This window comes from Amphibacillus sp. Q70, assembly GCF_052055485.1.
Classification (GTDB): Bacteria; Bacillota; Bacilli; order Bacillales; family Amphibacillaceae; genus Amphibacillus.
The window spans coordinates 3,096,033-3,122,074 of the sequence record NZ_CP197171.1; the positions used below are offsets into that span (position 1 = coordinate 3,096,033).

Below are 26,042 nucleotides of genomic sequence, written 5' to 3' on the forward strand. Positions count from 1 at the left end.
TTATTTTCCCACCTTTACATCATAATGCCGTATAAATAAATCTTCTAGGCTAGGCGGTTCAGCTGTGAATGATTGAATATTAACAGATGACAGCTCTTTAATGACATGATTAATAGCAGAACCCTCAACGGAAAAACGATACTGATGATTGTTATAAGAAATATCATAGACTCCAGCTAATTTAGCTAAATTCGGGATAGTGTCTTGTGTTGATAGACTTATTGTTGTTCTGGTTAGATGTCTCAATTCTTGAAGCGTACCTGTTTCGACGATTTTTCCTTCTCTAATAATACTGACCCGATCACAGAGAGCCTCTACTTCTGAGAGAATATGGCTGGAAAGGAGAACAGTTTTTCCTTTTGATTTTATTTCAGCTACACATTCTTGAAAAATGGATTCCATCAACGGATCTAACCCGGAAGTGGGCTCATCGAATAAGTAAAGATCCACATCACATGAAAGAGCCGCAATCAAAGCAACTTTCTGACGGTTCCCTTTAGAATAAGTAGAGGATTTCTTTTGCAGATCAAGTTGGAACTTTTTAATTAATTCATTTCTTTTTCTTAAATCTTGTTTTCCATGTAAACGTCCAAGGAAATCAATAATTTCACCACCTGTTAAATCCGGCCACAAGCTTACATCTCCTGGAACATAGACAAGATTTGCATGCAAATTGATTGCATCACTCCATGGGTCACCTCCTAACAAAGAAATAGTGCCGGAACTTTTTTGTAATAAACCTAATAGGATTCGAATAGTGGTAGATTTTCCAGCCCCATTCGGACCAATAAATCCATGAACCTCCCCTTTTTTGACAGTGAGATTTACCTCTTTTAGCGCTTTAAACGAACCAAATGCTTTTGTTAAGTTTTGAATCTCGATAGCATTCAATCTTCAAATCTCTCCTTTATATGTTTTGTAGTAAAATAGTATATATTATATAAAACATAATAAGATAGTCTTTTTTTATTGTCAATTGTTTTAGATAACTTTTATTGACTCACTCTAAAATATTAATTATGATGGTAAAAACGGGAGGATTATTTAAATGAATGGATATGAACAAAGAACAATCAATAAGCAAAAGAAAATTAAAAAAGCGGCATGTAAACTATTTAAGGAGTATGGAATTGAAAAAACGAGTATTAGTGAGATAGCTAAAGAAGCACAAGTATCCCCAGCTAGTATATATAATTACTTTAAAACCAAAGACGGCCTAGTTATAGAAGTAGCAAGAGATTTAATTGAAGCTTCTTTAAAGGAGAAAGAAATACTATGGAATAGTGATTTGCCATTTAATGAATTGCTTAAGAAAGCGGTAAATAATCAGAATCTATTTTTGGACCCTTTTAATTTGAAGCTATTGGAAAAATTCATTAAAGAAAGCGATGATGTGAGCAGTCTTGTAAACAAGGTCTTTCATGAACGCTATCCTGAATTATTAGAAGCTTTTATTGAAAAAGGGAGGAATGAGGGATACATTCATCGAAAGATTTCGACTGAATCGATGATGATTTATCTTAAAATGTGTCAAAGTATGATTAACAATTCTGATCTGGTCAAAGCTAATAATCAAGAAGTGCTTAATGAACTATACGAATTATTATTATATGGCTTAGTAGGTCAACCTTTAGAAGATTAAAGAGAACATTGCTCTGTAGCACAATTAAAGTTTTGCTATACCTTTTAAAAAGGTATTTTGCTAAACTACAAATTTTCACAAAGTGAAAATTTGTAACCTTGTGGATGAATGCACTTAATCTATAGGGGATTAAGAGTGATTCAAATAGGAAAAGGAGGGATGCCTGATGAATGATCGATCATAGCATGACCAACAAGGAGGCTTGGGAATATCGAGCTTATGTAGTATTAAAGAAGAGTATTAAACAGTCGATAGTATAAGTGTACTTACGGGATCTTTATCCAGATAAATAAGGGGTGAAAAATTCATTTTTGGAGCATGATAGAAAAATCTTTTGCATGGAGTTACACATAGCGCAGGCTTTATTTTAAGCAAACATGTCATCATACGCTCAAAATAACGAAACGCTTATTTGGAAGCTTCGTTATTTTGAGATTTCTCTCTTACTCTTATTAAATAAAAAGCACTTACCCAAGAAGCGATAGGAATAACCACCGCTATGCCAATTCCAGCACAAAATATCATAATCATTTCTGAACTGAAAATTTTTGAGTTAACGATTTCCCCGAAAGAATAGGATAAATCTTTAAACCATAAGAGTAATGCTAAATAACCACCGATAAAAGCAAAAAATAGCGTATTCGTATTAGAGCCCAGAATATCTTTTCCTATCGTTAATCCAGAGGTGAATAATTCTTTTCTGTTGATTGAAGGATGACGATGAAAAATTTCTTGCATCGATGATGTGATTGAAATAGATACATCGATAATCGCTCCGATTGTGCTCATAATAATGACTGCCACTGCTATTTTAACAAAGTCCACCCCAAGGTACAGTGAGTATACACTAAGTATTTCATCAATCTCTTCTTCACCAAATCCTTGAATCATTGCTTTATCTGTTATGATATAAATAAGAAACAGCAATAGAGTAATGGTAATGACCGTAGAGATAAACGCTGTTATGGTTTTACTGTTCACCTCATTAATAAAAAATAAATTGATACAGCTTATCACGGTACAAGCAACAATGGCTATTATGATTGGATTAGCTTGCGGATCTGTCATTAAAAATATAGAAAGCAACACTATTCCGAAATTGAAGAACAAGGAAATAAATGATTTTGTTCCTTTCTTTCCACCAATCAGTATCATTAATGAACATAAAATGATTGCTAGTAACACTAAAACATTCATGATTTGGCCCTCTTTCGATTAATAAAAAAAATGGACGTATATATCCCAATTGGAATCGTAATCACAATTCCAATTCCCCCAGCAAGTGCACGCGCAATTTCCAATGAAAGATTAAGAGAAAGCGCGAACCCCAATGGGGAAGAATTTTTAAAATATACAATAAGAATGGGAATAGAGCCACTTATATAAGCAAAAAATAAAATATTTGTCATCGTGCCCATAATATCTTTACCAATATTGAATCCAGATTTTTTAAGGGAGTTGTTGGATATATGATGATCTTTTTGATAGAGCTCATATAAGGCTGACGAGATAGAAATAGCAACGTCCATTACTGCACCTATAGCTCCAATAAATAACCCTGCCAGAAATACGAGTTGGTAAGGTCGTGTTAAAAATGACATTTCTTCATAGTAAAGCCCTTTTTCTGACGTAAACCAAATGGCTAAATAGGCGATGAACAAGGAAATAAACGTACCAAGTATTGTCGCAATAATGGCGGCATATGTTTTTTCATTGCGTCCATTGACAAGCAATAAAGATGTCACTGTAAACAGAATGGCAGTGATTCCACAAATCCATAATAAATTTAATTGCGTATTGACATATATATCTAAGGCGTATGATAATAAAATCATATTTATAGCTAAACTAATGGTTGCAAACAATCCTTGTCTTCTTCCAACAAGTAGTAAAGTAAAGATAAAAATCCACATGACGACGACAACATATTTATCGCGTTTGACATCTGTTATACTTCCAGTTAGCGATGTACTGTCTTGGTCAATGGATACAAACAGCTCATCACCCGTGTTGTATGAAAAATCATAAGCTCCAGACGATGAATGTTCATTAACTATATGAATATGCTGCCCTTTTTGTTCTCCATTTTTAATTTCTGCAGTCATTTGTTGGGTAAAAAGCATGTCTTCATTTTCATAAAGATCCATCGTCTCAGTTGTCTCTGTTACGGTTGTTTGAATGACTTTAGCGATTGGACGTTCATAGAATCGATGATTGTTATAAACAAAAACGATCGAGAAGATAAAACAAATCGCAACAATGGTGTAAAAAATAATATGTTTATTGATTATTACTTCCAATTTATTAATCATCATGTTCCCTCAACTCTTTTGATATAAGTACATATCATTTACCGATAATAGTCCAAGGATAGCAAGTATCTGTTTAATGGTCAAGAAACGGGTCATGATAAAAATTAATATTCATCCTTTTTAAATGGATATTATCAGTTCAATAAACCATTTAGTGATTCCAATTTTTACAGAATATCAAGTCTTCTAAATAAAGAGAATGTCGATTGGATAATAAAATATTATTTCACCATCTGACTACCTAGCTTATCCAGAATAGCCCTAATAATTAGAATATTTTTCATTTCATCCAGAACCTATGATAACACCATTTTTCATCTTATTTTTGGAGGGATAAATAATGACTAATTTTACTTATCAAATTAAAAAGCTACCTGCTTATCGTGCGATGGGATTGAAATGCGATGTTCCATTTACTGAAATTGAAACAATTAAAGATACCATTCAAAGCTCAATGAGCAGAGTGAATGAACTTGAATATGCTGTCAATAAAAATATGAGGCTAGGCTTGTCTTACCATCTACGTCCTGATGGCTTCGTGTACTATTCTGTCTATGAAGTGCAGGAACAACAACAACTTCCAGAAGATATGGTTGAAATTAAGATCCCAGAAATGACCTATCTGGTAACAAAGCATAAAGTTGGCAGTATTGAAGAAACTTATATGAAAATCATGGAATGGATAAATAAGAATACATACGAGGTTTTCAAAGAGCCGGGTGTCGAATACTATGATGAGTTGCCAATAAAGCATGAAAAACACACAAATGAATCACAATTTGAAATTTTAATACCTATCGTTAAAGCGTAATTAACTAAAATAAGCGAAGAATAGGACGTGAAAAATGCTTAATCAATTTAAAAGTGATAATGAAGAGAAAAAGGCAAAGAAATCTAAAGCAGTTGAGCTCAGTCATTTTCTAGAAGGAGGATTATATGATTTTGATGATGATCTTCGAGCTATTTTCAAAACGTCAAAACGTCATAGTCCTATTATTGAAGGCTTAAATTTTAAAAATGAGGTACACAACCCATTTAAAATTGATAACGACAAGGCAAAACAGTTTGCTGGTCATATCATGTGGTTTTGCAGCAATGGAGATATCAAGCTATTCTCAGACTCTGAAACACTTACCTTATGCTGTAATCAGGATAATTATTTGAGGAAAATAAATCATTATAATTATTTCTCGGCTTTTTTTAGCATACCTGAGATAATCGATCGTGATAATAGAAACAATAGATTGATTGAAAATTTCATTGCGTTCGAAAATAAAAGGGATCAGGATGATGATTTAATCTTAAGAACAATATATGAGGATTACACAAACTATTTCACCTCTTTAAATCGAAGGTCAATGGTTAATTATCGAACGATGGATGAGTTATTAACGACCAGTTTAAATACAACCCATTTGAACTACTCACCCCTTAATTTCTAATGAAATTTGAAGGGGGAGATTCCTAAGAACACCAACCTAATGGTTGATTATTGATTAGGCGATCCCTGTCGTACCGACAGTTAGAAGTCTGATGGCTTCAACTTCAATATTTTTACTTGCGTTAAGATCTCGATCGTGTGCTCTATGGCATGAAGGACATTGCCACATGCGTAAGGCGAGATGCTTAACGTCTGGATGTCGATAGCCACAATGCGAACAAAGTTGACTAGAAGGAAAGTTTTTGGCGATGGCTACGACTTCCTTTCCGTACCACTTGGCTTTGTATTCAAGCATCGTACGAAATTCTGACCAGCTGACTTCACTAATGGCTTTTGATAATCGTTTGTTTTTGAGCATGTTAGATACTTGTAAGTCCTCAATACCAATGATGTCGTGGTTTTTGACAATTTCAGTACTGACCTTATGCAAGTAATCTGTTCTGACATTTTTAATCTTTTCGTGAATACGAGCGACCTTGACCCGTTGTTTTTGATAATTTTTTGCTTCATGAAGGGGTTTTCTATCTTGCTTGGCTTGTTTATATCGTCTGGACAGTTTGCGTTGTTCTTTTCCTAATTTATTTTCTAGCTTACGTAAACATCTAGGGTTCTTGTACGTTGTCCCGTCTGAAAGTGTGGCAAACGCTTTGATGCCCACATCAACCCCTGTTGATTGCTTCGTTTGAGGGAGTGAGTCTACCTCTGTCTCAACAAGGATAGAGATGAAGTATTTACCACTTGGATGTCGTCTAATCGTGGCATTTAGAAGGCGTCCACCGACCTCACGACTTTTAGCGAACTTGACAAGCCCTAATTTTGGCAGCTTGATTGTATTGCCCACGACTGCGATATTTCCGTTCGTGTGTTTCGTTGTATACGATTGGGTCGGGTTCCTTTTAGACTTAAATCGTGGGGCGTTCGTTTGTTTGTTAAAGAAGCGCGCAAAAGATTCAGATAGATGTTTGACACTTGATTGAATGGCAATACTATCGACTTCTTTTAGCCACTCATATTCCTGCTTTAAAGCGGGAAGCTGTTTAGAGCATGAACGATAGTTGAGTCCTTTACCCGTTTCCTTGTAAGTTTCATTCCACTTGGCTAGAAAGTGATTGAAAACAAACCGTGAACAACCGATCGTTTTATTCATGAGGATTTGTTGTTCTTTATTCGGATAGAGGCGGAATTTATAGGCTTTATTGACTAACATCATCTCACCTCACTTAATAGGAATATATGTTCTCATTATATCATAAGGGAGATGTTTTGGCTAGCGCCAACCCACATTCATCTCCCACTTACTCACGGGGCGATGCCCTTCATGTTCCTAGAAGTGGGAGTCTTCTGTCGGAAATCCGATAAAACAATTTGAGAATATAATAAATGGGATTGATCGTCAATTATTCGAAATAAAATTCCCCTTTATCCGGCTCCATGGTGATTTATGGACAGCGAATATTCTATTAGAGAAAGAAAGAACAGATAATAAAGGTTTGTGGTACATCGACTGGGATAATTCGGGTGAGTACATCTTCTTTTATGACTTTTTTAAATTTATCTGGAATGAGTTAGATGTCAATCATAATTATGTATACTATGAAAAGTATCTAAAAGGTGAGTTCGATCATAAACTTAAAAAAATATTTAGCATTTTCGATCTGAAATTTCAGCCAGAATACAAGCAATCTTATTTTTATTTGTTCTTTTTGAATTTCATCCTTGAGGATACTGGCATTATGGAGTATAAAGTGAAACTTAATGAAATAGTTGATTTTCAAAGGAAAGTTGTTTTACCAATGGAGCGATATCTAACGGACGATCATATTTGACTAAAAAACTAGTGATACCATTCTAAATTATACACAATAATGATAGAGCTGATCATATAGAATACAAAACCGAGAGCGGGATTGAGCGGACATATGGATTTGAATTTTTTTTAAAAAAGAGATTTTACCCTAATATATAAGGACAGGGATTCCTAAGTGAATGAAATCTTTAATCGATTTTGAAAAAATATTATATGTGGGATCCTGTTTGATAAGGAATTAATCAAGCTATCAATCGCGTTAAGTAATCGTGGATAACAAGGTAGTGGGCCTTGAACCACGAAAAGAGTATATTGATGTGAAATGATTCAGAAGTAAAATAAAAGCTTTAGTTTCACAAGAGACTAAAGCTTTTATTTTATATTACTTTATATGATATCATTAAACTATCAATAAAAATGATAGAGGGAGGATGTAAATTGAAAAATCCAATGAAAAAGAATGGTTTAGGCTCGTATCGAGAAAGTAGAAATCAAGAGATAGGTAAGAATCCATCTTTACATAATGAAGCAGGGATTCCTGTCACAAATGATGAAGCACAAATGACTGCTGGTGTAAGAGGTTCTACTGTCCTTAACGATGCTTGGTTACTAGAGAAAAATGCTCATTTTAACCGGGAAGTCATTCCTGAGCGACGTATGCATGCTAAAGGTTCAGGTGCATTTGGAACGTTTAAAGTAACAAATGATATCACAAAATACACCAAAGCAAAAATCTTTTCTGAGGTAGGGAAAGAAACAGAAATGTTTGCTCGTTTCTCAACAGTAGCTGGAGAACGTGGTGCAGCTGATGCCGAACGAGATATCCGTGGTTTTGCCCTTAAGTTTTATACAGAAGAAGGGAATTGGGATTTAGTTGGAAATAACACACCCGTTTTCTTTATTAGAGATCCAAAACATTTTATTAACTTAAATCGTGCTGTTAAGCGTGACCCACGAACAAACTTAAGAACACCAAACTCAAACTGGGATTTTTGGACCTCTCTACCCGAATCATTACATCAAGTAACCATTACAATGAGTGATCGAGGGATTCCATCATCTTACCGTTTTATGCATGGATTTAGTTCTCACACTTATAGTTTTATAAATGAAGCGAATGAACGTGTTTGGGTAAAATTCCACCACCGTTCACAACAAGGAATTCAAAACCTAACAGATCAAGAAGCAACCCTTGTAAATGGTGATGATCGTGAATCTCATCAAAGAGATTTATATAATGCCATTGAGCAAGGACAGTACCCTAAATGGAAAATGTATGTTCAAATCATGACAGAAAAAGAAGCAGAAGCGTTAGATTATAATCCATTTGATTTGACAAAGGTATGGTATAAAGATGATTTTCCACCGATTGAAGTTGGAGAATTTGAATTAAACCGAAATCCAGATAATTACTTTGCCGATGTGGAACAAGCAACCTTTACACCAGCAAATTTTGTGCCTGGTATTGGGATTTCTCCAGATCGTATGTTACAAACACGTGTCTTTGCTTATGGTGATGCGGCTCGTTATCGCGTTGGCGTTAACGCTCATCAAATTCCTGTAAATGCACCTAGAGGGGTGAAAGACTTCCATACGTCACATCGAGATGGTACAATGCGTGTTGATGGGAATGGTGGCAGTGAAAATAACCTCTCTGTAAACTCATATGGAAACTTTACCGATCATCCTGAACATCAAGAACCTCCACTTGCAGGTGGAGATGTCGCTTATCATGATGCTAGGGAAGACGATCATGATTACTATACACAACCAGGAAAACTATTCCGTGCCATGACTCCTGAACAACAATTAGTCTTGTTTGAAAATACAGCCAGAAATCTGGGCGATTCAACAATGCAAATCAAACATCGTCATATTAATAACACTTACCAAGCAGATCCTGATTATGGAGCAGGTGTTGCCAAAGCGTTAGGCATTGCTTTAGAGGATGTAGACTTAACGCCAACACCAAGAGATTCACGAGCTGCAAATAACCACGCAAATGCACGTGGTTCTGATGATTTAAACTATCCAACAGAAGAAGCTGATCCAGAGTCCGCTAAAGATTTAGGAAATGAAGGACGTAACACAAATGTTGAAGATCCTACAACTCTAACAGATATTATGAACGATCCACATTTTCTATAAAACGAAACTTCAATCAGTAGGAGTTGGGCCTATAGGATGTAGGTCATGCATATGGTTCCGGTGGGACGAGTAACCGCAAATGTCTTCGGTGGGGCGAGTCATCACACAAAGGAAAGCTACGAAGCATTTGCATCGCAAGAATAAGTGTCTTACTTATTCTGAGCCCCAGTTCCAAGTCCTTTCGATGGGGTGAGTAACCCGTTGTTGCCCCGAGTTTTACGGACGGTTATCTGTGATAAGAATTTAAAACCTTAGTCTCAAATAAGACTAAGGTTTTATTATGCTATAATATATCTATTCGGCTGCTTGACTTCACATTATTTTTATCCGTAACATTAAGGATTCAAATAGGAAAAGGAGGTATAACCATTGAATGATCAAAGTAGGACGAATAAGAATGTTTGGGAATACCGAGCCTATGAATTTTGGCATAAAAGAGACGGTACCCCGAAGGAAAAGGCGAAGAAAATTTCTGAACGAAGAATCTGAAAAATGCAGAAGGACATTTGGGTTTGGGATTATTTATTAGCAAAACATTGATTACTGCTACGAAAGGGCAACTCGAAGCTAGCCTTCAAAAAGATATGATTACTTTTAAAGTTTCTATTCCTTTAAGTCATTAAATTTTTGACTATTGTACTAATACCTAAAGTATTTTAGCCTAAGGATTAAAGTTACGCTCATATTTTATAGGTAAAGGTGCCAAAAAGGTTTACATAAAAACAGAAAAAAGTAAAATTATTGAAATAACAATGACAGGAAAAAGGTTTAGAAGAGTCTGTGAGCTTGAAGCAAGCTGTTTAGTAATTCCGCAGATAGGGTATAAGAATAAGTAAATGTGATTCGATTTGTATTGGGGAATTTCAAACTTGATGAGTAAAAAATAAAGATACAGTAAATTCTATGATTCAAAAAGGAGTTTAGTATGGAACTAGGATTAAAAGGAAAAGTAGCATTGGTCACAGGTTCAAGCAAAGGAATTGGCTTAGAAACAGCCTTGTTTTTTGCCAAAGAAGGTGCTGAAGTAACGATTTGTGCAAGGAATAGAGAACGTTTAGAAGAAGCCGCCTCTTATATTTTACAAGAAACAGGTAAAAAAGTATTGATCGTTGAAACCGATGTAACAAACAAAGGGGCTTGTCAAAAAGTCGTCTCGGCTACAGTAAAAGAATATGGACGTTTAGATATTTTAGTAAACAATGCAGGAACTTCTCAAGCCCATTCGTTTGAGGATGTTGGAACAGATCTATGGCAACAAGACCTTGATTTAAAGCTATTTGGAGCGATTCATTGTTCTCAATATGCCATCCCTTATATGCGTGAAGCTGATGGTGGTTCCATCGTTAACGTAACGGCAGTAGCTGGAAAAACACCTTCAGAATCATCACTACCAACCTCTGTTAGTCGATCAGCAGGAATGGCCTTAACAAAAGCGATGAGTAAAGACCTTGGTCCAGACAATATTCGCGTGAATACTGTCTGTATTGGTTTGATTCGAAGTGAACAAATTGAGAAAAGGTGGCAAGATCAAGATCCAACGCTTTCTTGGGAACAATTTTCTCAAAAAGAACGTCAGATTCCACTAGGACGGATCGGAGATACGAAGGAGGCAGCAAAAGTGATTACTTTTCTTTCTTCGGAAGCCGCTTCTTATGTGTCAGGTGCAGCAGTGAATATTGACGGAGGTAGGGCAGGAGTTTTATAAAACTTGTGATTGTTATCGACATAATTATATTAAAAGATAGTCACTTAAACAGATGAGTATGGCGAACTTTGAAGTCATTCTGATCTGTCTTTTACTATTTATATTGAAGCATATACTGTTCTGTATAGAAAGCAATGACCCAATAGTTATATAAATAAAAGGGCAGCTTGCCTATATGACAAGTCTGCCCAAAATTAAATTGAAAGTTAGTTATTCAAAATACTTGTTCAAAGCATGCCTTAGTCCGTCTTCATCATTACTTAAAGTAATTTCATCTGCAATTTTTTTAACTTCATCTGGTGCATTTCCCATCGCAACCCCGAGCCCTACATATTTTAACATATCCATATCATTAAAGTTATCTCCAAGAGCCATGACTTCTTGATTGGTCATGTTAAATTGTTTTGCTAACTTTTTTATAGCATTAGATTTAGACGCTTTTCCCGACATAATTTCTAAATAAGTGTCCTTTGATTTATAAATGGACAGATCAGGGAATTTATCTTTTAATTCTATTTCAAGCTGATTAATTATCTCCGGCTCACCCATACACAGGCATTTATGAATATCATGGTTTTCTTCAATAAATGATAAGAGAGGACAATGAACTGGAGAAGCATTTGTAATTTCCTTTTCTTGTAGAATCCATTCATCCTGATTATCACTAACCAACCATTGATCATGACTATACAAACTAAAACTAATAGAAGAGTAACGCTCATTGACTATTTGATAAATTTTTTCTATATCTGACTGCGCCAAACTGATGCTGTCAATGATTATTTTTTCTCCATTTTCATTATCTGGACCTAAAATTAGAGCGCCACTATAGCAAATAATAGGGGAGTTAATAGATAATGTTTGTTGAAGAGGCAGGATGCCACTTGGCATTCTGGCTGATACTAGTATAAAAGGAATATCATGGTTCACAACATTTACAATTGCATTTTTTGTTTCATCTGTAATTTGATGATTTGAATTTAGTAAAGTACCATCAATATCACTAAAAATAGCTTTAAGTGTCATATTTTATTTTCCTCCTTGTTAATTATGTTGCGATTCATGGTCACTTACTTGTCAATTCCACTATAACTCCTTGATTATTTAATATTTCAATAAAATTATTTGGTGGCTCTTTATCTGTAATTAAAGTATCAACATCAGAAATTGACATTGCTTTATAGTGACTGGAATGATTAAATTTTTCATAATCGGCAAGTAGAAAGACTTGTTTGGCACGTTTAGATATGATTTTTTTGATATAAGCATCTTCTTGATCCGCAAAGTAGATGCCATCATTTAAAATTCCTGCAGATCCCAAGAAAGCTTTATCAAAATAAAGATCATTTAATTGTGAAGTCATTTCAGAGCCATAAAAAAATCGGTTTTTCTGATTAAAAGCTCCTCCCAACAAGTATAGTTGTATATTATCTTTCGTTGATAATATTTCCGCATTATCCAGTGAATGAGTATAGATAGTCGAATGGACTCTTAAGTTTTCACATAGGAACTTGATAGTTGTAGAGACATCAAGAAAACACAGCTCACCATCCGAAATATAGGTTGACCCAACTTTCCCTATCATAAGCTTTTGCATAGAACCAGTAGTTAAACGATCTTTATAAGCCTTTACCTCCTCTTTAAAGTGAGGTAAGGCAATTCCACCATGAGTTCTTATGGCAGTGCCTTCCTCAACCAATTTGATAATATCTCTTCTGGCTGTATCTCTTGAAATATTAAGCATATTACAAATATCTTGATTTGAAGCTTGATGATGCATTTGGAGATGGTCCAGTATTTTTACTAAGCGTTCTTCTTGATAAATAAGAATCACCTTCCTTTACAAAACTTATTATACACAACTTCAAGTGTTTTTTTAAGTAATTATAAGTGACTAAATTATTTTTTAAGTATATTTAAGTGATTTATGTAAGAACTAACATGTATTATTTTTCTAAGGCGGGATAGCATGAACTATCTTTTAGTAAAAATAGATTTTGTTTCAATATCAGTAGTAAGCTATCTTAAATATCCCTTTTACAATTCTAATTTACAATTCTAAATTTTTCTGCTAATCTATAGAGCATGCAAATATCAATATTATTGTCTTATTTTTGTGCTATAATAGTTATTTTGGAATAAGGATGAATGGGACAGATAGCTTAGTGTATGAAATATGAGGTGTAAATTTAGGGGAAATAAGAAGGCTTCGGTCTATTGACGTATGAACAATTGGTACACATGCTAAAAAATATCAATTCATCGCCTCTGATAGTATAATGGGACAGAAGTGAGTTATAATAAAGCAGAATTAGCTGTAGGAAAATGACAGAAATGATTTACTAGTTTGTCGAGTGAATAATTTTATATTTAGGTGTGTGAGCAAGAACAAAATGAAGATTTAATTATCAATGAACGGCCACTGCCCTTGCAGTGGTTTAATTTTTTGCATGTTAGTAAAGTATAAAATTTCTGCTCAGAATATGTGAAGCTTTATTCTTTGATCGTGCAAGTATAATAAAAACTAACCCTTTCGCAGGATCTTCGACTAAGTTCTCTACTTCCTCGAAAATAAAGATCCATTCTCTTCGTGCGATGTATTGCTCCGAAGTTTCCCTTGTCCTATAGGAACGTTGAAGCCAGCACATCCATGTACTAGTGAGCGAAAGCGAGTTTTTTTAATAGAAGGAGGTCTTTTCGTGTTATATGTTTGGAGTTATGTTAAAAGACATAAGAAATTATTAGTTTTAAATTTATTCGGAGCCATCTGTTTTGTGCTCGTAAACTTGGGTTTACCGACTATTTTGGCACTAATTATCAATGATGTACTGGTAAGTCAAGACACAGGACAATTGTATTTCCTAGTTGCCATCATGGGTGTTATTATCGTTTTTGGCTTACTTGGAAATATTCTTTTAACTTATGCCTCTAGTCGTTTGACCAATGAAACAACGAGAGATATTCGCAATGAGTTATATGATAAAATTGGTGATTTTTCTCATGAAGAATATGAAAAAATTGGTGTTTCTTCGTTAGTTACTCGAATTACAAACGACGCATTCGTTATCTTACAGTTTGTAGAAATGGTGCTCAGAATCGGATTTAATACACCATTGATGTTTATCGGAAGTATTGTCTTGATTGTTCAAACAAGCCCATCCTTGTCATGGATTTTAGCTGCGGCACTACCTGTTATTTTCCTTGTTATTTATTGGATTGCTAAACGTTCAGGTCCATTATCTGATAAAATGCAAAAATTACTAGATAAATTAAATACTTACTCAAGAGAGAATCTAACAGGTTTGCGTGTTATTCGTGCTTTTTCTCGTGAAAAGTATCAAGAAGAAAAATTCTCGGTAGCCAATAAGAATTATGCGGACACGGCACAATCCTTACACAAATTAATGGGATCAGCTATGCCTATTTTCTTTCACATTATGGCTGTCGTTATTACACTTATTTTTATATTTTCACTAGACCCAATTGGCGCTGGCGAAATGCAAGTGGGGACGTTGGTTGCTTTTGTTGAATATGCTTTTCATGCACTATTTTCAGTTTTGATGTTTTCACAAATATTTATGATGTATCCACGGGCAAATGTTTCGGCGAAACGATTGAAAGAAGTCAATGATATACCCATTTCAATTACGAGTAAACCAGATGGAGTGACTGAAACAGAAACGCATGGTTATATTGAATTTAACGAAGTATCTTTTGCTTATCCTGGTGAAACAGAAAACCCTGTGCTTCATGATATTAGTTTTAAAGCAAAACCAGGTGAAACAATTGCATTTATTGGCAGTACCGGAAGTGGAAAGTCTACATTAGTGCAATTAATTCCCCGATTTTTTGATGTGACATTTGGGCGTATTATCATTGATGGTGTTGATGTACGTGATTATGATTTAGATACTTTAAGGGGCAAAATTGGTTTTATTCCGCAACGCGCCTTACTTTTCACCGGAACAGTCGGTGAGAACTTACGGTTTGGAAAAGATGACGCAACAGATATTGAGTTAGATAAAGCATCTGATGTCGCACAAGCACGTGATTTTATTGAGCATATGGATAAAAAATATTTTTCTTATTTGAGTGAAGGTGGCAGTAACTTATCTGGTGGACAAAAACAACGTCTATCGATTGCAAGAGCGATTGTAAAACAACCAGATATTTACGTATTTGATGATAGTTTTTCTGCATTAGATTATAAAACAGATGCCGAAGTGAGACGTCGCTTAAAAGAGATAACAGGTGAGTCTACAGTGATTATCGTAGCTCAGCGTATTTCAAGTATTAGAAACGCTGATCAAATTATTGTCCTAGAAGAAGGGGAAATTAAAGGACGCGGAACCCATGATGAATTAATGGAAACAAGTAAGATTTATCAAGCGATTGCGAAGTCACAATTAAAAGAGGAACAGGAGGAGGATTTCGATGAATTACGAAACAGCACAGAACAATCAATCGATCATTGAAAGTTTTAAGCGTATTTGGACTTACTTGAAAAATTATAAAGGACGCTTATTTACTTCTCTTTTCCTAGTTTTTATACAAGTCATTACAAACGTACTTGAACCCTTTATTTTTGGTTTAATCATTACTGAAGTCTCTGCTAATGTTTTAGACATGATCAATGGAGTATCAGGTGCTGGAATAAATTATTCATATATTTACATGATAATTGCTATTTATTTTGTTCGAGGACTCATTAATCAGGCCTCAGCTTTTGGATCGAATTATTTTATAACAGAAGCTGTTCAAAGCATGACTTTTGATATACGAACAGATATTACAAATAAAATGAACCGTTTACCGATTTCATATTTTGATGGACATCAATTTGGTAACATTTTAAATCGAATTACAAATGATGTTGATAATATTGCCAATGCCTTTCAAGTTTCTTTACTGCAAGTATTCAATGCAATCTTACAATTAATATTTGTTATTGTCATGATGTTGTGGATTCAATGGCAATTTGCGTTAATTATGCTTGTTGTGATTCCTGTATCAAGTTTTATTGCTAAATTCATTATCGGAAAATCGCAAACTCACTTTAAACAACAAGCGGATGTGTTAGGACGAATGAATGGCTTTGTCCAAGAAAATTTGACTGGATTTAACGAAATCAAGTTGTATGGTCGCGAACATCACTCAAGTGAAGAATTTCGTGCGATAACAGCAAAATTAACTGATGTTGGTTTTAAAGCAAGCTTTACATCCGGGTTAATTCGACCCCTTATTACCTTTGTAGCACATAGTGCCTATGTTATGATTGCGTTATTTGGTGGACTTTTAACTTTTACAGGTCGAATGACAATTGGTAACTTACAAGCTTTTACACAATATGTCTGGCAAGTCAATCAACCCATGCAAATGTTGTCTCAACTTTCTGGTTTAATTCAAAGTGCAGCAGCTGCGATTAATCGTGTCTATGAATTACTTGATGAGGAAGTGGAAACTCGAGAGCATTCACAAACATTGGCTGAACCAGTCACTGGAGCAGTATCTTTTAATAATGTATCTTTCAGTTATAATCCTGAAAGACCACTAATTCAAGATTTTGATGTTGATGTAACACCAGGTGAAACCATCGCCATTGTTGGTCCAACCGGCGCTGGAAAAACAACAATGATTAATTTGCTGATGCGATTTTATGATGTTGATAAAGGGAAAATTACCATCGATGGAATAGATATTCAGTCCTTACCTCGCCAGCAATATCGTTCACAATTTGGTATGGTTTTACAAGATACATGGCTCTTTGGCGGAACAATAAAAGAGAATCTTCGATTTGGAAACTTAGCAGCTACAGATGAAGAAATTATTGAAGCTGCAAAAGTTACCAACGTAGATCACTTCATTCGAACATTACCGGGTGGATATGATATGCCGCTCAACCAAGAGTCTTCAAACATTTCTCAAGGTCAGAAACAACTGCTAACCATTGCTCGTGCATTATTATCTGATCCGAAAATTTTAATTTTAGATGAAGCAACTAGTTCTGTCGACACACGATTAGAAATTTTAATTCAAAAAGCGATGGATCGATTAATGGAAGGGCGAACAAGTTTTGTCATTGCTCACCGCTTATCGACTATCCAAGACGCTAATCGAATATTAGTGATGAATAATGGTCAAATTGTTGAACAAGGAAGTCATGGAGAATTACTTGAAAAGGGTGGTTTCTACAGTCAACTTTACCAAAGCCAATTTACTGAATAAGAGTAAATTCTCTAATATTTTTAAATAAGTAAATAGATATAAGATATTTTTCTGAATTAATGATATATGATATACACCTTAACGTTATTTAGAAAAATATTATTGAAAAGAATTAAATCAAAACCACCAGTGTGAACTGGTGGTTTGCTCTGCGGCTGAAAGCCTCTGTTACCGGCCTCGGCCTAAAAGGCCCACTGAATGGGTTTCCCTTTTGCACCACACTTACTCACTGATTCTAAAAGAATCCCTTATTTCTTTTTATTCCCGGTAAATGGATCAAGTTCTTCAAATAATGTTAATTGATCGCTCATGTAATCATCTTTAAGCTGATTTCTTATATATTCTTGAATTTGATTTTTATTTCGCCCCACTGTATCTACAAAGTAACCCCGACACCAGAATTTGCGGTTACCCTATCTATACTTTAAATTCGCGTGTCGATCGAAAATCATTAAACTACTTTTTCCTTTTAAATATCCCATAAATTGAGATACACTTAATTTGGACGGAATACTGACTAGCATATGAATATGATCTTTACATGCATTTGCCTCGTGTATTTCAACTCCTTTTCTCTCACAGAGTTCTCTTATTATTTCTCCAATGCTTCTTTTATATTTTCCATAGATAATTTGCCTTCTATATTTTGGGGCGAAAACAATATGATACTTACATCTCCACTGCGTATGTGCTAAACTACTCTTGTCCTGCATAGGACATGCCTCCTTCTTTGGTGAGATTGGGTGGTCGGGAAACCAACCTTATCTTACCATGAAGAGAGGCTTTTTGACCCCACGCTAGAAGCTCTATGGAACCCCCGGCATAGCCAGGGGTTTTCAAAGACCATAAAAAACGAGACATGTCATAAGTCAAATGACATGTCTCGTTTAGTTTTTTATTCTTTATCACAGATAACCCTCGGGGCAACACGATGTTGGTCACACAAGCGTTTTCGCAGGACGCGAAGACGTTAGCTTGTGTTCCTTAATAATCAGTGGGAGCTAGGGGAACGCAGATTAAAACCGTCACCTCTTGTGACAACATTTGGGGTTGCGGTTACTCACCCCATCGAAAGGACTTGCATGACCTACATCTTGTAGGCCCAACTCCCACTAATTGAAGTTTCGTTTTATGATAGTATTTATTTTCTTGCTGATTCCGATAGTTTTTATAATATTTACAATAGATGGTGGGGGATCGTCTTTCTCGATAAATAGATTCTTCTTTACTTCCATAAACTTTTTTCGACATCATATTTTTGTTTGCTTCTTAAGCAAAAAGTTCACTCATGCACTTATATAAGTTGACTGTCAAAAAAATATGTGATAATATTTTAGAACGAACGTTCAATTATATAATGAAAAAGATATTAATTTTGTGGAACAAATAATAGGTGGAATCTTTTTTGATAAGCATAAAGTTTATCCAAACTTTTAAGTCAAAAGTCATCTAATCATCTGAGCGCTTATTTGAGATAAATATTAACAAATAGGGGTTATTTTTTTGATTTATTTTAGAACGATCGTTCATTTTTAGTCGTATATCTACAAAGCTTATGAAAAAGGTAAAAATTATCACTGATTCGGATTCTTATTTAGGGGATATTAGTTCTTCTTTCAAAAGAAAAAGAGCACGTATTCTCACCAGTTGGAAAAGGAAAATACAGAATAGAACCCAAGATAATAGGCGTAGTTCTAAAAATTTCGGGGGAGGGGAACGTATGGTTAAGCAAAAATCTTTGCAATTTGAAACATCAGTATTAACTCTGGAACAAACAAAAGAAAAATTAGTTGAAATGGGCAGACAACAAGGTGTACTCATTCATGAAGAAGTTTCTAATGCGTTATCTTATTTTGATATGAAATCTGAGCAAATAGATGAATTCTTTAAATATCTTGAAGATCAAAATATCGATGTCATAGATGAAATTGAGGGAGTTAATTTAAATGATCACAGCGTTCCTTTAGAGATTAACATCAATGATTCTGTTCATATGTATCTACGAGAAATCGGAAAAGTAGATTTATTATCTGCTGAAGAAGAAGTCGAATTAGCTATTCGTATTGAAGAAGGGAACATGGAAGCAAAGCAAAAATTCATTGAGGCTAATCTTCGTCTTGTAGTGAGTATTGCCAAACACTATGTAGGACGAGGAATGCTTCTTTTGGATTTAATTCAAGAAGGAAATATGGGATTATTCAAAGCCGTTGAAAAATTTGACTACCGAAAAGGATTTAAATTCAGCACCTATGCAACATGGTGGATTAAACAGGCGATTACACGCTCAGTTGCTGATCAAGCGCGTACTATTAGAATTCCAGTACACATGACTGAAACAATCAATAAGTTAGTTCGGGTTCAACGTTCTTTATTGCAAGATTTAGGTCGTGAGCCAACGCCAGAAGAAATTGGGGAGAAAATGAATTTAAATCCTAATAAAGTGAGGAATATAATGGGAATTGATCAAGAAACCATGTCACTGGAAACGCCAATTGGAGAGAAAAAAACTTCATATTTAGGCGATTTAATTGAAGATGAAAATACAGTATCTCCTTCTGATTATACAGCTAATCAATTTTTAAAAAAGCAATTAGAGGAAGTACTAAGTACACTCACTATTCGTGAAAATAATGTTCTTCGTCTGCGGTTTGGTCTAGATGACGGAAAAACCAGAACACTAGAAGAACTTAGAAAAATTTTTGGTGTAACCAGAGAACGTGTCCGTCAAATCGAGGCAAAAGCACTACGCAAATTAAGTCAACCAAGATACAGTAAAAAACTAAAAGATTTTCTTGAAACTGATTAATTGAAATTAAAAGATAAAAGGGTTGAATCTGATACGGTTATTAATTTAACAGAAATGATGAATGAGGATCAAATTATTTCAACACTGCGTCTTTTATTCACCTGACCATTGTTATTTACTGATGATATTCGTGATTATGACTATAAAAAAATAAATAGAAATGAAGGGGATAGACAGGATTTCTCCTTTTTAAATGAGAGAGGTATGGTTTAAAGATCATTGTTATGATCCAACTACACAAATTAGTTGGTACAGTCCTGATTTCTGAATGATAGGAGCAAGAATTTTTTGAGTTACCTAGTAGTGACCCTTGAATTACTCCAATCTTAGGAGAAACCATTGGAAAGCTAGAAAAGAAAATATAAAGCGTTAAGCTAGTTGCTGTTGATAATCGAATGATTACCGAATCATGCTTTTTGCATTCATTTCCACATGTTTCACATATTGTAGCACAAAGCGAAGCTAATTCAGATTTAATCTAATTGCTGATTAAATTTAAAAGCATTATAATTCTTTCTAAAAAATAATTCGTAAATCTTACAGTAATTTTCATCATATGTTACAATTTCTACAAATTGAGGAGGGATGAAGTCATGAAAGAACAATTGACAGGAAAAACAGCTATCGTAACGGGGGCAAGTAGTGGTATTGGAACTGCGATAGCAAAAGAATTAATTAAAGAGGGGGCAAATGTTATACTTGCTGCGAGAAACGAGAAGAGACTTGCAGAAATAGCAGCAGAAATCGATTGTAAAGAAAGAACATTATATTTAAAAACAGACATAACAAACCAAAAAGATGTGAATAATTTGGCACAATACGCAAAAGAATCTTTTGGAGCTGTCGATATTTATGTTAACAATGCTGGAGTAATGGGTTCAAGCTCAATTGTAAATGGAGATGTAGATGACTGGGAGCAAATGATTGATATAAATATCAAGGGCATCCTTTATGGCATTCATTCTGTTTTACCAGATATGTTGGAGAAGAAAAATGGTCATATCATTAATATGGCTTCTGATTCAGGATTTGAAGTTACGAAACGACTTACCGTATACTGTGGTACTAAGTTTGCTGTACGCGCTATTTCTACAGGATTAGAAAAGGAACTCGCTCAAACAGGGGTACGTGTTTCTAATATATCTCCTGGCATGGTGGAAACACCACTAAGTTCAAAAAGTCCTTTTGAAAATGATAGAAAAAAACTCGAACCAAAAGATATTGCGAGAGCAGTCATTTATGCAGTCACACAGCCAGATTATGTAAATGTTAATGAAATCACAGTGAGACCTATTTAATTATCATTTTTTAGTGAACAAAGTAAGTAGCTGCTAACAGTAAGGGATTATTATTTTTAATGTGTCTATATTTATTTATACTTTCAAAATATATATTATTCAAGTTTATTCCATAATAAGTCATTGTAAACTAATTATAATTTTCTAAAAAATACTTTTACTTGAAAAATCCAATCAAAAAAGGCAAGATAGAATTATCACACAGATGGAGGGATTTCATATGAAAAGTTTACATACTTGTGTACGGGTCAAAAACTTAGACAAATCACTTGAATTTTACAAAGAAGCCTTTGGTTACGAAGAGTCTCGTCGCGCCGATTTTCCAGATGCAAAGTTCACCTTAGTCTATTTAACCTTACCAGGTGAAGAATATGAACTTGAGCTAACATATAACTATGATCAAGAAGAACCGTATGATTTAGGAAATGGTTATGGACATATTGCTCTTGGTGTAGAGGACTTAGAAGGAAAGCACAAAGAACTTTCAGACAAAGGTTATCAAGTGACGAAATTAACCGGGTTAACTGAAGGCGAGCCAACGTACTTCTTTGCAATCGATCCAGATGGTTATAAAATTGAAATCATAAGATTGTAAACAGCAAAAGGAGCTAGCACATTATATATTGTGCTAGTTTTTTTGTTTACATGAAAAAGTCACTATCGAGATATCAAGTTGTACATTAGAAGAAATAAGAAAGGTTAGAGGCGATGAACTCGCTTGAGAAGTTTCGCTTTATAGATTAATTTTTCTTATGTATTTTGAAATTAATGAAAAGTAAATGCGGTTAAAACTATAGGTATAATATCTAGTATTTTATTTTTATCGGGGATCTGGGTGAAAAGCATTCTTTCTTTTGGAGAAGTTTTTTAAAAAAATCAAAATAAAAGTTGTTAAATACAAAATTATTTGTAATAATACAAGTATCAACCTAAGGAGGGATTATACTGAATGATTGTAATATTCCGTGCTTTGAACTGGTAATTGAATAGTTCAATGGCTCTGTAGTGATCAGAGTCTCACGGGATAAGTCTATCCATTCTTAATTAATATCTTTATTCGGTATATATAAACAGGGAAAGGTGGATTTTTCTACTTTTCTCTTTTTTTATGCGTATGACTAAGCCTATCATTTAACAACAAAGCATGTCAGCGCACAATAAATAAGAAAAACTATGAATTCAATCTTGGTTAAGTGAATGCGTGTTTTACTAATATGTCGCTTTTAATAACGCTTATTTACGTAGATAATGATCCTTTTTTCTGATCACATACAGGGCTGAAGTATGTCTTGATTTAGAAAAAAGGAGATGACGTAAATGAGAAATCATAAGAAAAAAAAGTGGATTAATAGAAATATGAGTAAAGGGGGAAAAGACGGAAATATAAGTCGAGGCGAGCCTCCCAATTTTCTGGATCAGCATCTATTACACAATAAAGGCATTATTAAAGACATTGTGAAACGTGCTGACCTCCAGCAGGATGAAACTGTGATTGATATCGGCGCAGGTAAGGGTGCGATTACGGAAGTGTTAGCCAAGAGATGCCGTCACGTCTTAGCAGTTGAAATAGACAAGAAATTTATTACCGGATTAGAAAGAAGGTTTGCGGATATCAAACAAGTAAAGCCAATTCATCAGGATATTCTAAAGTTTGTTTTACCGAGAAAAGAATTTGTAGTCGTATCCAATATTCCCTATGGTATTACGACACCGATTATGAAGAAGTTACTAAACCAGCCGCAGCATAGATTGTCTCGTGCCTTGATCGTAATGGCAAAGGGCGCGGCTAAAGGCTTTACTTCTAAGTGGATAAAAGATGTCTATGTGCTTCAGTGGCGAATGTACTTTGATATCAAGGTAGCAAGGCATATTGCTAAAACAAACTTTTCTCCGCCGCCAAAGGTGGATTCATCGTTAGTTATGATTACAAGAAAAAAAACACCATTTCTTTCTTACCGAGATGCTGCGACCTTTAGGCGAGTAGTGAAACCACTGCTGAAACAGCCGGAAATGCCCATAGGTAGAGTTTTTTCTACTATCTTTACCCATAAACAAGTAAAGATTCTAAGGAGAAAACTCGGTGTAAACAATGAATTTCCAGTTGGCCACCTTACAGAAGAACAGTGGTCGGCTGTTTTTGATACGATTATTCACTATGCTCCTAGATATATGGTGGGGAAGAAGAGATAAGGTATTTTTCATTGTGAATAATGAAGGTTTACTGACTTGTCAGTGCAACAATTAAGAAAACTACGACTCAAATAAAAGACAAGAACCCAAATGGAACGGAATCCTTTGGGTTCTTGTCAGATATATAAGTTAAAAATTATATTCGACAAGTTCTTTTCAGATTTAACGGTTTTATACTCTGAGGCGTTTAAAGAAAAATAAAAGAAGCTAGATATATAATTGAGCAAACTACAGGACGGAAACTGAAGCTTCTACCTTAAACAAATAGAATCACTTTATCATTATGATGGTTACACATGATGCTTTTGTTATAAGTTTTTGTGAACGAATGTTGTCTATACTGGATGTTAATATTCAAAATTAAGATGCAACTTTGATACAACCAGAGTTTATAATTTGAAGCATTCTAGAAATAACAATGAAAAGAAAGGTATGGAAACAGTGATGAATAGAAAAAGAAAAAAAACAGTTAAAAAAAGAATGATTCTATGGCTGAGTATGATTGCTCTCTTGTCTATTACCGTTTATTTTATAAGCGAGATAAGTAAACCTGTACAAGAAAGTTTACCAAATACTCAAGAACCAGAACAGGAAGATTATGAACCTAAGCAAGATGAGAAGAATAGAAATATTCAATCAGAATTCGAAAATAATGTTAATGAGCGAACTGTTGTCGCAAATCCAGAAGCCAAAGCTGTGTTGGTCAACCCACAGAATATGTTGCCAGACAGATATGTGCCTGATGACCTCGTGTATCCTAATGTAAGATTTACATTTGAAGAAAAAATTGAGAAGCGGATGATGAGAGCTGAAGCGGCTGAAGCCCTAGAGAAATTATTTGCAGCTGCTGATCAGGATGGTCTCCCACTAGCGGGAGTTTCTGCTTATCGCTCTAATGAACGTCAAAAACAGCTATTTGATGATTATGTTCAAAAGGATGGACTAGAAAAAGCTCAAACATATAGTGCCTATCTAGGAACAAGTGAACACGAAACTGGATTGGCTATTGATGTTGCCGGAGCTGATGGTAGTTGTGCGGTCTCAGATTGTTTTGATAATAAGCCAGAGGCGAAATGGCTAGCTGACAATGCACATAGGTTTGGCTTTATTATTCGTTATCCGAAAGGAAAAGAAGAGATTACAGGATATAAATATGAACCTTGGCATCTTAGATATGTAGGCTCAGATATTGCAGAAGAAATACAGGAACGAGAGATTACTCTTGAGGAATACTATGATGCTGTTCCAGTAAGCAATTAAAATTAGGATTAAAAACCGATTGAAGGTTTGTAGTTTTAAACTTGTTTTCTAACCATTACGGTGAACAAGTGGTTTATAATCATTGTACAAAATAGTAAGCAGTGTAAGTGTGCTGGCACTTACTTAATTCAAGATTTTTTCAGTGACAAATCCTAAAGAAATGACTTGTTTCGATAAGTTGACTAGCCTCAAGAGGAGAATTCTTGTCTTTCACCAGCATAAAGTTAAAATCATTAAAGCTATCGTTAAAGGTTCATTGTCTATAGCGATAGTTAGTGAGGGGTAGAAGTAGTATGAGAAAATTTTCAACGTTTATAAAGTTTTTAGTCATTGTCGTTGTTCTTGTTTTCGCTTTCATTAAAATAATGGATAAAGCGAAAGAGTACTTTCCTTCCTTACACGATGATGAATACACTAGTCCATATATTTACATGATTGATAGAGAAACAAAGAATGTCATTTACGAAAAAAGTGCGAATACTAGAGCATACCCCGCATCCTTGACAAAAATCATGACAGCAATTGTTGCCCTTGAAAATATTGAAAATCTATCTGCCATTACACCTGTAGATATAGATACTTACCAAGATATGGTTGCTCAAAATGCTTCAATGGCTGGTTTTTTTGGTGGTGAAGAAGTGACCTACCGTGATCTTTTATATGGAACCATTTTAACTTCGGGTGGTGAAGCAGCAAACTCCTTAGCCATTCATATTGCGGGAAATGTAGAATACTTTGTCCAAATGATGAATGACAAAGCCTTTGAACTTGGATTGGACGACACACATTTTACAAATCCAGAAGGACTTCATGATGAAAATCAGTATACAACGGCCTATGATATGGCAAAGCTTTTGGACTATGCCTTGGAGAATGATGATTTTAAGACAATTTTTACAAAAGAAACATTCCAAACCACATCAACACCGGATCATCTTGATGGTATTTTGTTAACATCAACTGTTCTGACGTCTCTTAATAAAGATGAACAAAATGGATTTGAGATCATTGGTGGGAAATCTGGAACAACCTACGACGCAGGACAATGCTGGGCAACTCTTGGGATAGTAGCAAGCCAGGAATATATTAGTATTGTAATGGGAGCTCCCATAGAAGACATTAGTCATCCAGACGGGGAACAAATAGTGGATACGTTGAAGTTATATAAAAATATCAAGTCTAGTTAATAGGAGTAAAAAATTGAGATT

Annotated in this window: 19 protein-coding genes and 1 pseudogene; 13 read left to right on the forward strand and 7 right to left on the reverse strand. The window is 34.8% G+C overall.

Features of this window, described 5'->3' with window-relative positions:
* On the reverse strand, nt 1-891 hold the full coding sequence (locus ACS127_RS13875; RefSeq protein ID WP_440895630.1) for an ABC transporter ATP-binding protein: 891 nt from the start codon (nt 889-891) through the stop codon (nt 1-3).
* Nucleotides 892-1,048: 157 nt separating this feature from the next.
* Here ACS127_RS13875 and ACS127_RS13880 point away from each other — a divergent pair, with 157 nt between their 5' ends.
* Nucleotides 1,049-1,642 carry a TetR/AcrR family transcriptional regulator gene (locus tag ACS127_RS13880; RefSeq protein WP_440895631.1) on the forward strand — a complete coding sequence of 198 codons (594 nt, stop codon included), beginning with the start codon at nt 1,049-1,051 and terminating at the stop codon, nt 1,640-1,642.
* A 408-nt stretch (nt 1,643-2,050) separates the two neighbouring features.
* Here ACS127_RS13880 and ACS127_RS13885 read toward each other — a convergent pair whose 3' ends face one another.
* Both ACS127_RS13885 and ACS127_RS13890 read right to left on the reverse strand, forming a co-directional pair.
* Nucleotides 2,051-2,839 (reverse strand): YibE/F family protein, encoded by a 789-nt coding sequence (locus ACS127_RS13885; protein WP_440895632.1) that lies wholly within the window; start codon nt 2,837-2,839, stop codon nt 2,051-2,053.
* Nucleotides 2,836-3,954, reverse strand: coding sequence for a YibE/F family protein (locus tag ACS127_RS13890; RefSeq protein WP_440895633.1), 1,119 nt, complete (start codon nt 3,952-3,954; stop codon nt 2,836-2,838). The genes ACS127_RS13885 and ACS127_RS13890 overlap by 4 nt, the downstream gene beginning before the upstream one ends.
* Nucleotides 3,955-4,294: 340 nt before the next feature.
* Between ACS127_RS13890 and ACS127_RS13895 the strand changes: the two genes are divergently transcribed.
* Together ACS127_RS13895 and ACS127_RS13900 are read left to right on the forward strand one after the other, a co-directional pair.
* Nucleotides 4,295-4,765 (forward strand): GyrI-like domain-containing protein, encoded by a 471-nt coding sequence (locus ACS127_RS13895; RefSeq protein WP_440895634.1) that lies wholly within the window; start codon nt 4,295-4,297, stop codon nt 4,763-4,765.
* A 34-nt stretch (nt 4,766-4,799) separates the two neighbouring features.
* A complete protein-coding gene (locus ACS127_RS13900; RefSeq protein WP_440895635.1) occupies nt 4,800-5,396 on the forward strand; it encodes a hypothetical protein in 597 nt (198 codons plus the stop codon).
* Between the two features lie 54 nt (nt 5,397-5,450).
* On the opposite strand, the gene tnpB is transcribed toward ACS127_RS13900, so the two are convergent.
* A complete protein-coding gene (gene tnpB, locus ACS127_RS13905) occupies nt 5,451-6,602 on the reverse strand; it encodes an IS200/IS605 family element RNA-guided endonuclease TnpB (RefSeq protein ID WP_440895636.1) in 1,152 nt (383 codons plus the stop codon).
* 1,050 nt (nt 6,603-7,652) lie between these two features.
* Here tnpB and ACS127_RS13910 point away from each other — a divergent pair.
* Together ACS127_RS13910 and ACS127_RS13915 are read left to right on the forward strand one after the other, a co-directional pair.
* A complete protein-coding gene (locus ACS127_RS13910) occupies nt 7,653-9,350 on the forward strand; it encodes a catalase (protein WP_440898146.1) in 1,698 nt (565 codons plus the stop codon).
* Nucleotides 9,351-10,275: 925 nt separating this feature from the next.
* Nucleotides 10,276-11,055 (forward strand): SDR family NAD(P)-dependent oxidoreductase, encoded by a 780-nt coding sequence (locus ACS127_RS13915; protein ID WP_440895637.1) that lies wholly within the window; start codon nt 10,276-10,278, stop codon nt 11,053-11,055.
* A 210-nt stretch (nt 11,056-11,265) separates the two neighbouring features.
* Here ACS127_RS13915 and ACS127_RS13920 read toward each other — a convergent pair whose 3' ends face one another.
* Nucleotides 11,266-12,081: a Cof-type HAD-IIB family hydrolase gene (locus ACS127_RS13920; protein WP_440895638.1), complete on the reverse strand. Its 816-nt coding sequence runs from the start codon at nt 12,079-12,081 to the stop codon at nt 11,266-11,268.
* Between the two features lie 40 nt (nt 12,082-12,121).
* Nucleotides 12,122-12,889: a DeoR/GlpR family DNA-binding transcription regulator gene (locus ACS127_RS13925; protein WP_440895639.1), complete on the reverse strand. Its 768-nt coding sequence runs from the start codon at nt 12,887-12,889 to the stop codon at nt 12,122-12,124.
* A gap of 865 nt (nt 12,890-13,754) precedes the next feature.
* On the opposite strand from ACS127_RS13925, the gene ACS127_RS13930 reads away from it, so the two are divergent.
* Both ACS127_RS13930 and ACS127_RS13935 read left to right on the forward strand, forming a co-directional pair.
* Entirely contained in the window at nt 13,755-15,530 is a 1,776-nt protein-coding gene (locus tag ACS127_RS13930) for an ABC transporter ATP-binding protein (RefSeq protein ID WP_440895640.1), read from the forward strand.
* Nucleotides 15,490-17,280, forward strand: a complete 1,791-nt coding sequence (locus ACS127_RS13935) for an ABC transporter ATP-binding protein (protein WP_440895641.1) — start codon at nt 15,490-15,492, stop codon at nt 17,278-17,280. Before ACS127_RS13930 ends, ACS127_RS13935 begins: the two co-directional genes overlap by 41 nt.
* Before the next feature lie 248 nt (nt 17,281-17,528).
* Here the strand turns inward: ACS127_RS13935 and tnpA are convergent.
* Nucleotides 17,529-17,993 (reverse strand): annotated as a pseudogene (gene tnpA / locus ACS127_RS13940) (IS200/IS605 family transposase).
* 1,007 nt (nt 17,994-19,000) lie between these two features.
* On the opposite strand from tnpA, the gene rpoD reads away from it, so the two are divergent.
* The 6 genes from rpoD to ACS127_RS13970 all read left to right on the forward strand — a co-directional run bounded on the left by rpoD (nt 19,001) and on the right by ACS127_RS13970 (nt 26,021).
* Nucleotides 19,001-20,086 (forward strand): RNA polymerase sigma factor RpoD, encoded by a 1,086-nt coding sequence (rpoD, locus tag ACS127_RS13945; RefSeq protein ID WP_440895642.1) that lies wholly within the window; start codon nt 19,001-19,003, stop codon nt 20,084-20,086.
* A gap of 593 nt (nt 20,087-20,679) precedes the next feature.
* Nucleotides 20,680-21,384, forward strand: a complete 705-nt coding sequence (locus tag ACS127_RS13950; RefSeq protein WP_440895643.1) for an SDR family oxidoreductase — start codon at nt 20,680-20,682, stop codon at nt 21,382-21,384.
* 220 nt (nt 21,385-21,604) lie between these two features.
* Nucleotides 21,605-21,979: a lactoylglutathione lyase gene (gene gloA, locus ACS127_RS13955; RefSeq protein ID WP_440895644.1), complete on the forward strand. Its 375-nt coding sequence runs from the start codon at nt 21,605-21,607 to the stop codon at nt 21,977-21,979.
* Between the two features lie 761 nt (nt 21,980-22,740).
* Nucleotides 22,741-23,574: a 23S ribosomal RNA methyltransferase Erm gene (gene erm / locus ACS127_RS13960; protein ID WP_440898147.1), complete on the forward strand. Its 834-nt coding sequence runs from the start codon at nt 22,741-22,743 to the stop codon at nt 23,572-23,574.
* A gap of 444 nt (nt 23,575-24,018) precedes the next feature.
* On the forward strand, nt 24,019-24,834 hold the full coding sequence (locus tag ACS127_RS13965; protein WP_440895645.1) for a M15 family metallopeptidase: 816 nt from the start codon (nt 24,019-24,021) through the stop codon (nt 24,832-24,834).
* Nucleotides 24,835-25,127: 293 nt separating this feature from the next.
* A complete protein-coding gene (locus ACS127_RS13970) occupies nt 25,128-26,021 on the forward strand; it encodes a D-alanyl-D-alanine carboxypeptidase family protein (RefSeq protein ID WP_440895646.1) in 894 nt (297 codons plus the stop codon).
* The last annotated feature ends 21 nt before the right edge of the window (nt 26,022-26,042 follow it).

Coding starts and splice junctions, on each gene's coding strand:
- ACS127_RS13880 (WP_440895631.1), top strand. CDS start 1,049: ATGAATGGATATGAACAAAGAACAATCAATAAGCAAAAGAAAATTAAA.
- ACS127_RS13885 (WP_440895632.1), bottom strand. CDS start 2,839: ATGAATGTTTTAGTGTTACTAGCAATCATTTTATGTTCATTAATGATA.
- ACS127_RS13890 (WP_440895633.1), bottom strand. CDS start 3,954: ATGATTAATAAATTGGAAGTAATAATCAATAAACATATTATTTTTTAC.
- ACS127_RS13895 (WP_440895634.1), top strand. CDS start 4,295: ATGACTAATTTTACTTATCAAATTAAAAAGCTACCTGCTTATCGTGCG.
- ACS127_RS13900 (WP_440895635.1), top strand. CDS start 4,800: ATGCTTAATCAATTTAAAAGTGATAATGAAGAGAAAAAGGCAAAGAAA.
- tnpB (WP_440895636.1), bottom strand. CDS start 6,602: ATGTTAGTCAATAAAGCCTATAAATTCCGCCTCTATCCGAATAAAGAA.
- ACS127_RS13910 (WP_440898146.1), top strand. CDS start 7,653: ATGAAAAAGAATGGTTTAGGCTCGTATCGAGAAAGTAGAAATCAAGAG.
- ACS127_RS13915 (WP_440895637.1), top strand. CDS start 10,276: ATGGAACTAGGATTAAAAGGAAAAGTAGCATTGGTCACAGGTTCAAGC.
- ACS127_RS13920 (WP_440895638.1), bottom strand. CDS start 12,081: ATGACACTTAAAGCTATTTTTAGTGATATTGATGGTACTTTACTAAAT.
- ACS127_RS13935 (WP_440895641.1), top strand. CDS start 15,490: ATGAATTACGAAACAGCACAGAACAATCAATCGATCATTGAAAGTTTT.
- rpoD (WP_440895642.1), top strand. CDS start 19,001: ATGGTTAAGCAAAAATCTTTGCAATTTGAAACATCAGTATTAACTCTG.
- ACS127_RS13950 (WP_440895643.1), top strand. CDS start 20,680: ATGAAAGAACAATTGACAGGAAAAACAGCTATCGTAACGGGGGCAAGT.
- gloA (WP_440895644.1), top strand. CDS start 21,605: ATGAAAAGTTTACATACTTGTGTACGGGTCAAAAACTTAGACAAATCA.
- erm (WP_440898147.1), top strand. CDS start 22,741: ATGAGTAAAGGGGGAAAAGACGGAAATATAAGTCGAGGCGAGCCTCCC.
- ACS127_RS13965 (WP_440895645.1), top strand. CDS start 24,019: ATGAATAGAAAAAGAAAAAAAACAGTTAAAAAAAGAATGATTCTATGG.
- ACS127_RS13970 (WP_440895646.1), top strand. CDS start 25,128: ATGAGAAAATTTTCAACGTTTATAAAGTTTTTAGTCATTGTCGTTGTT.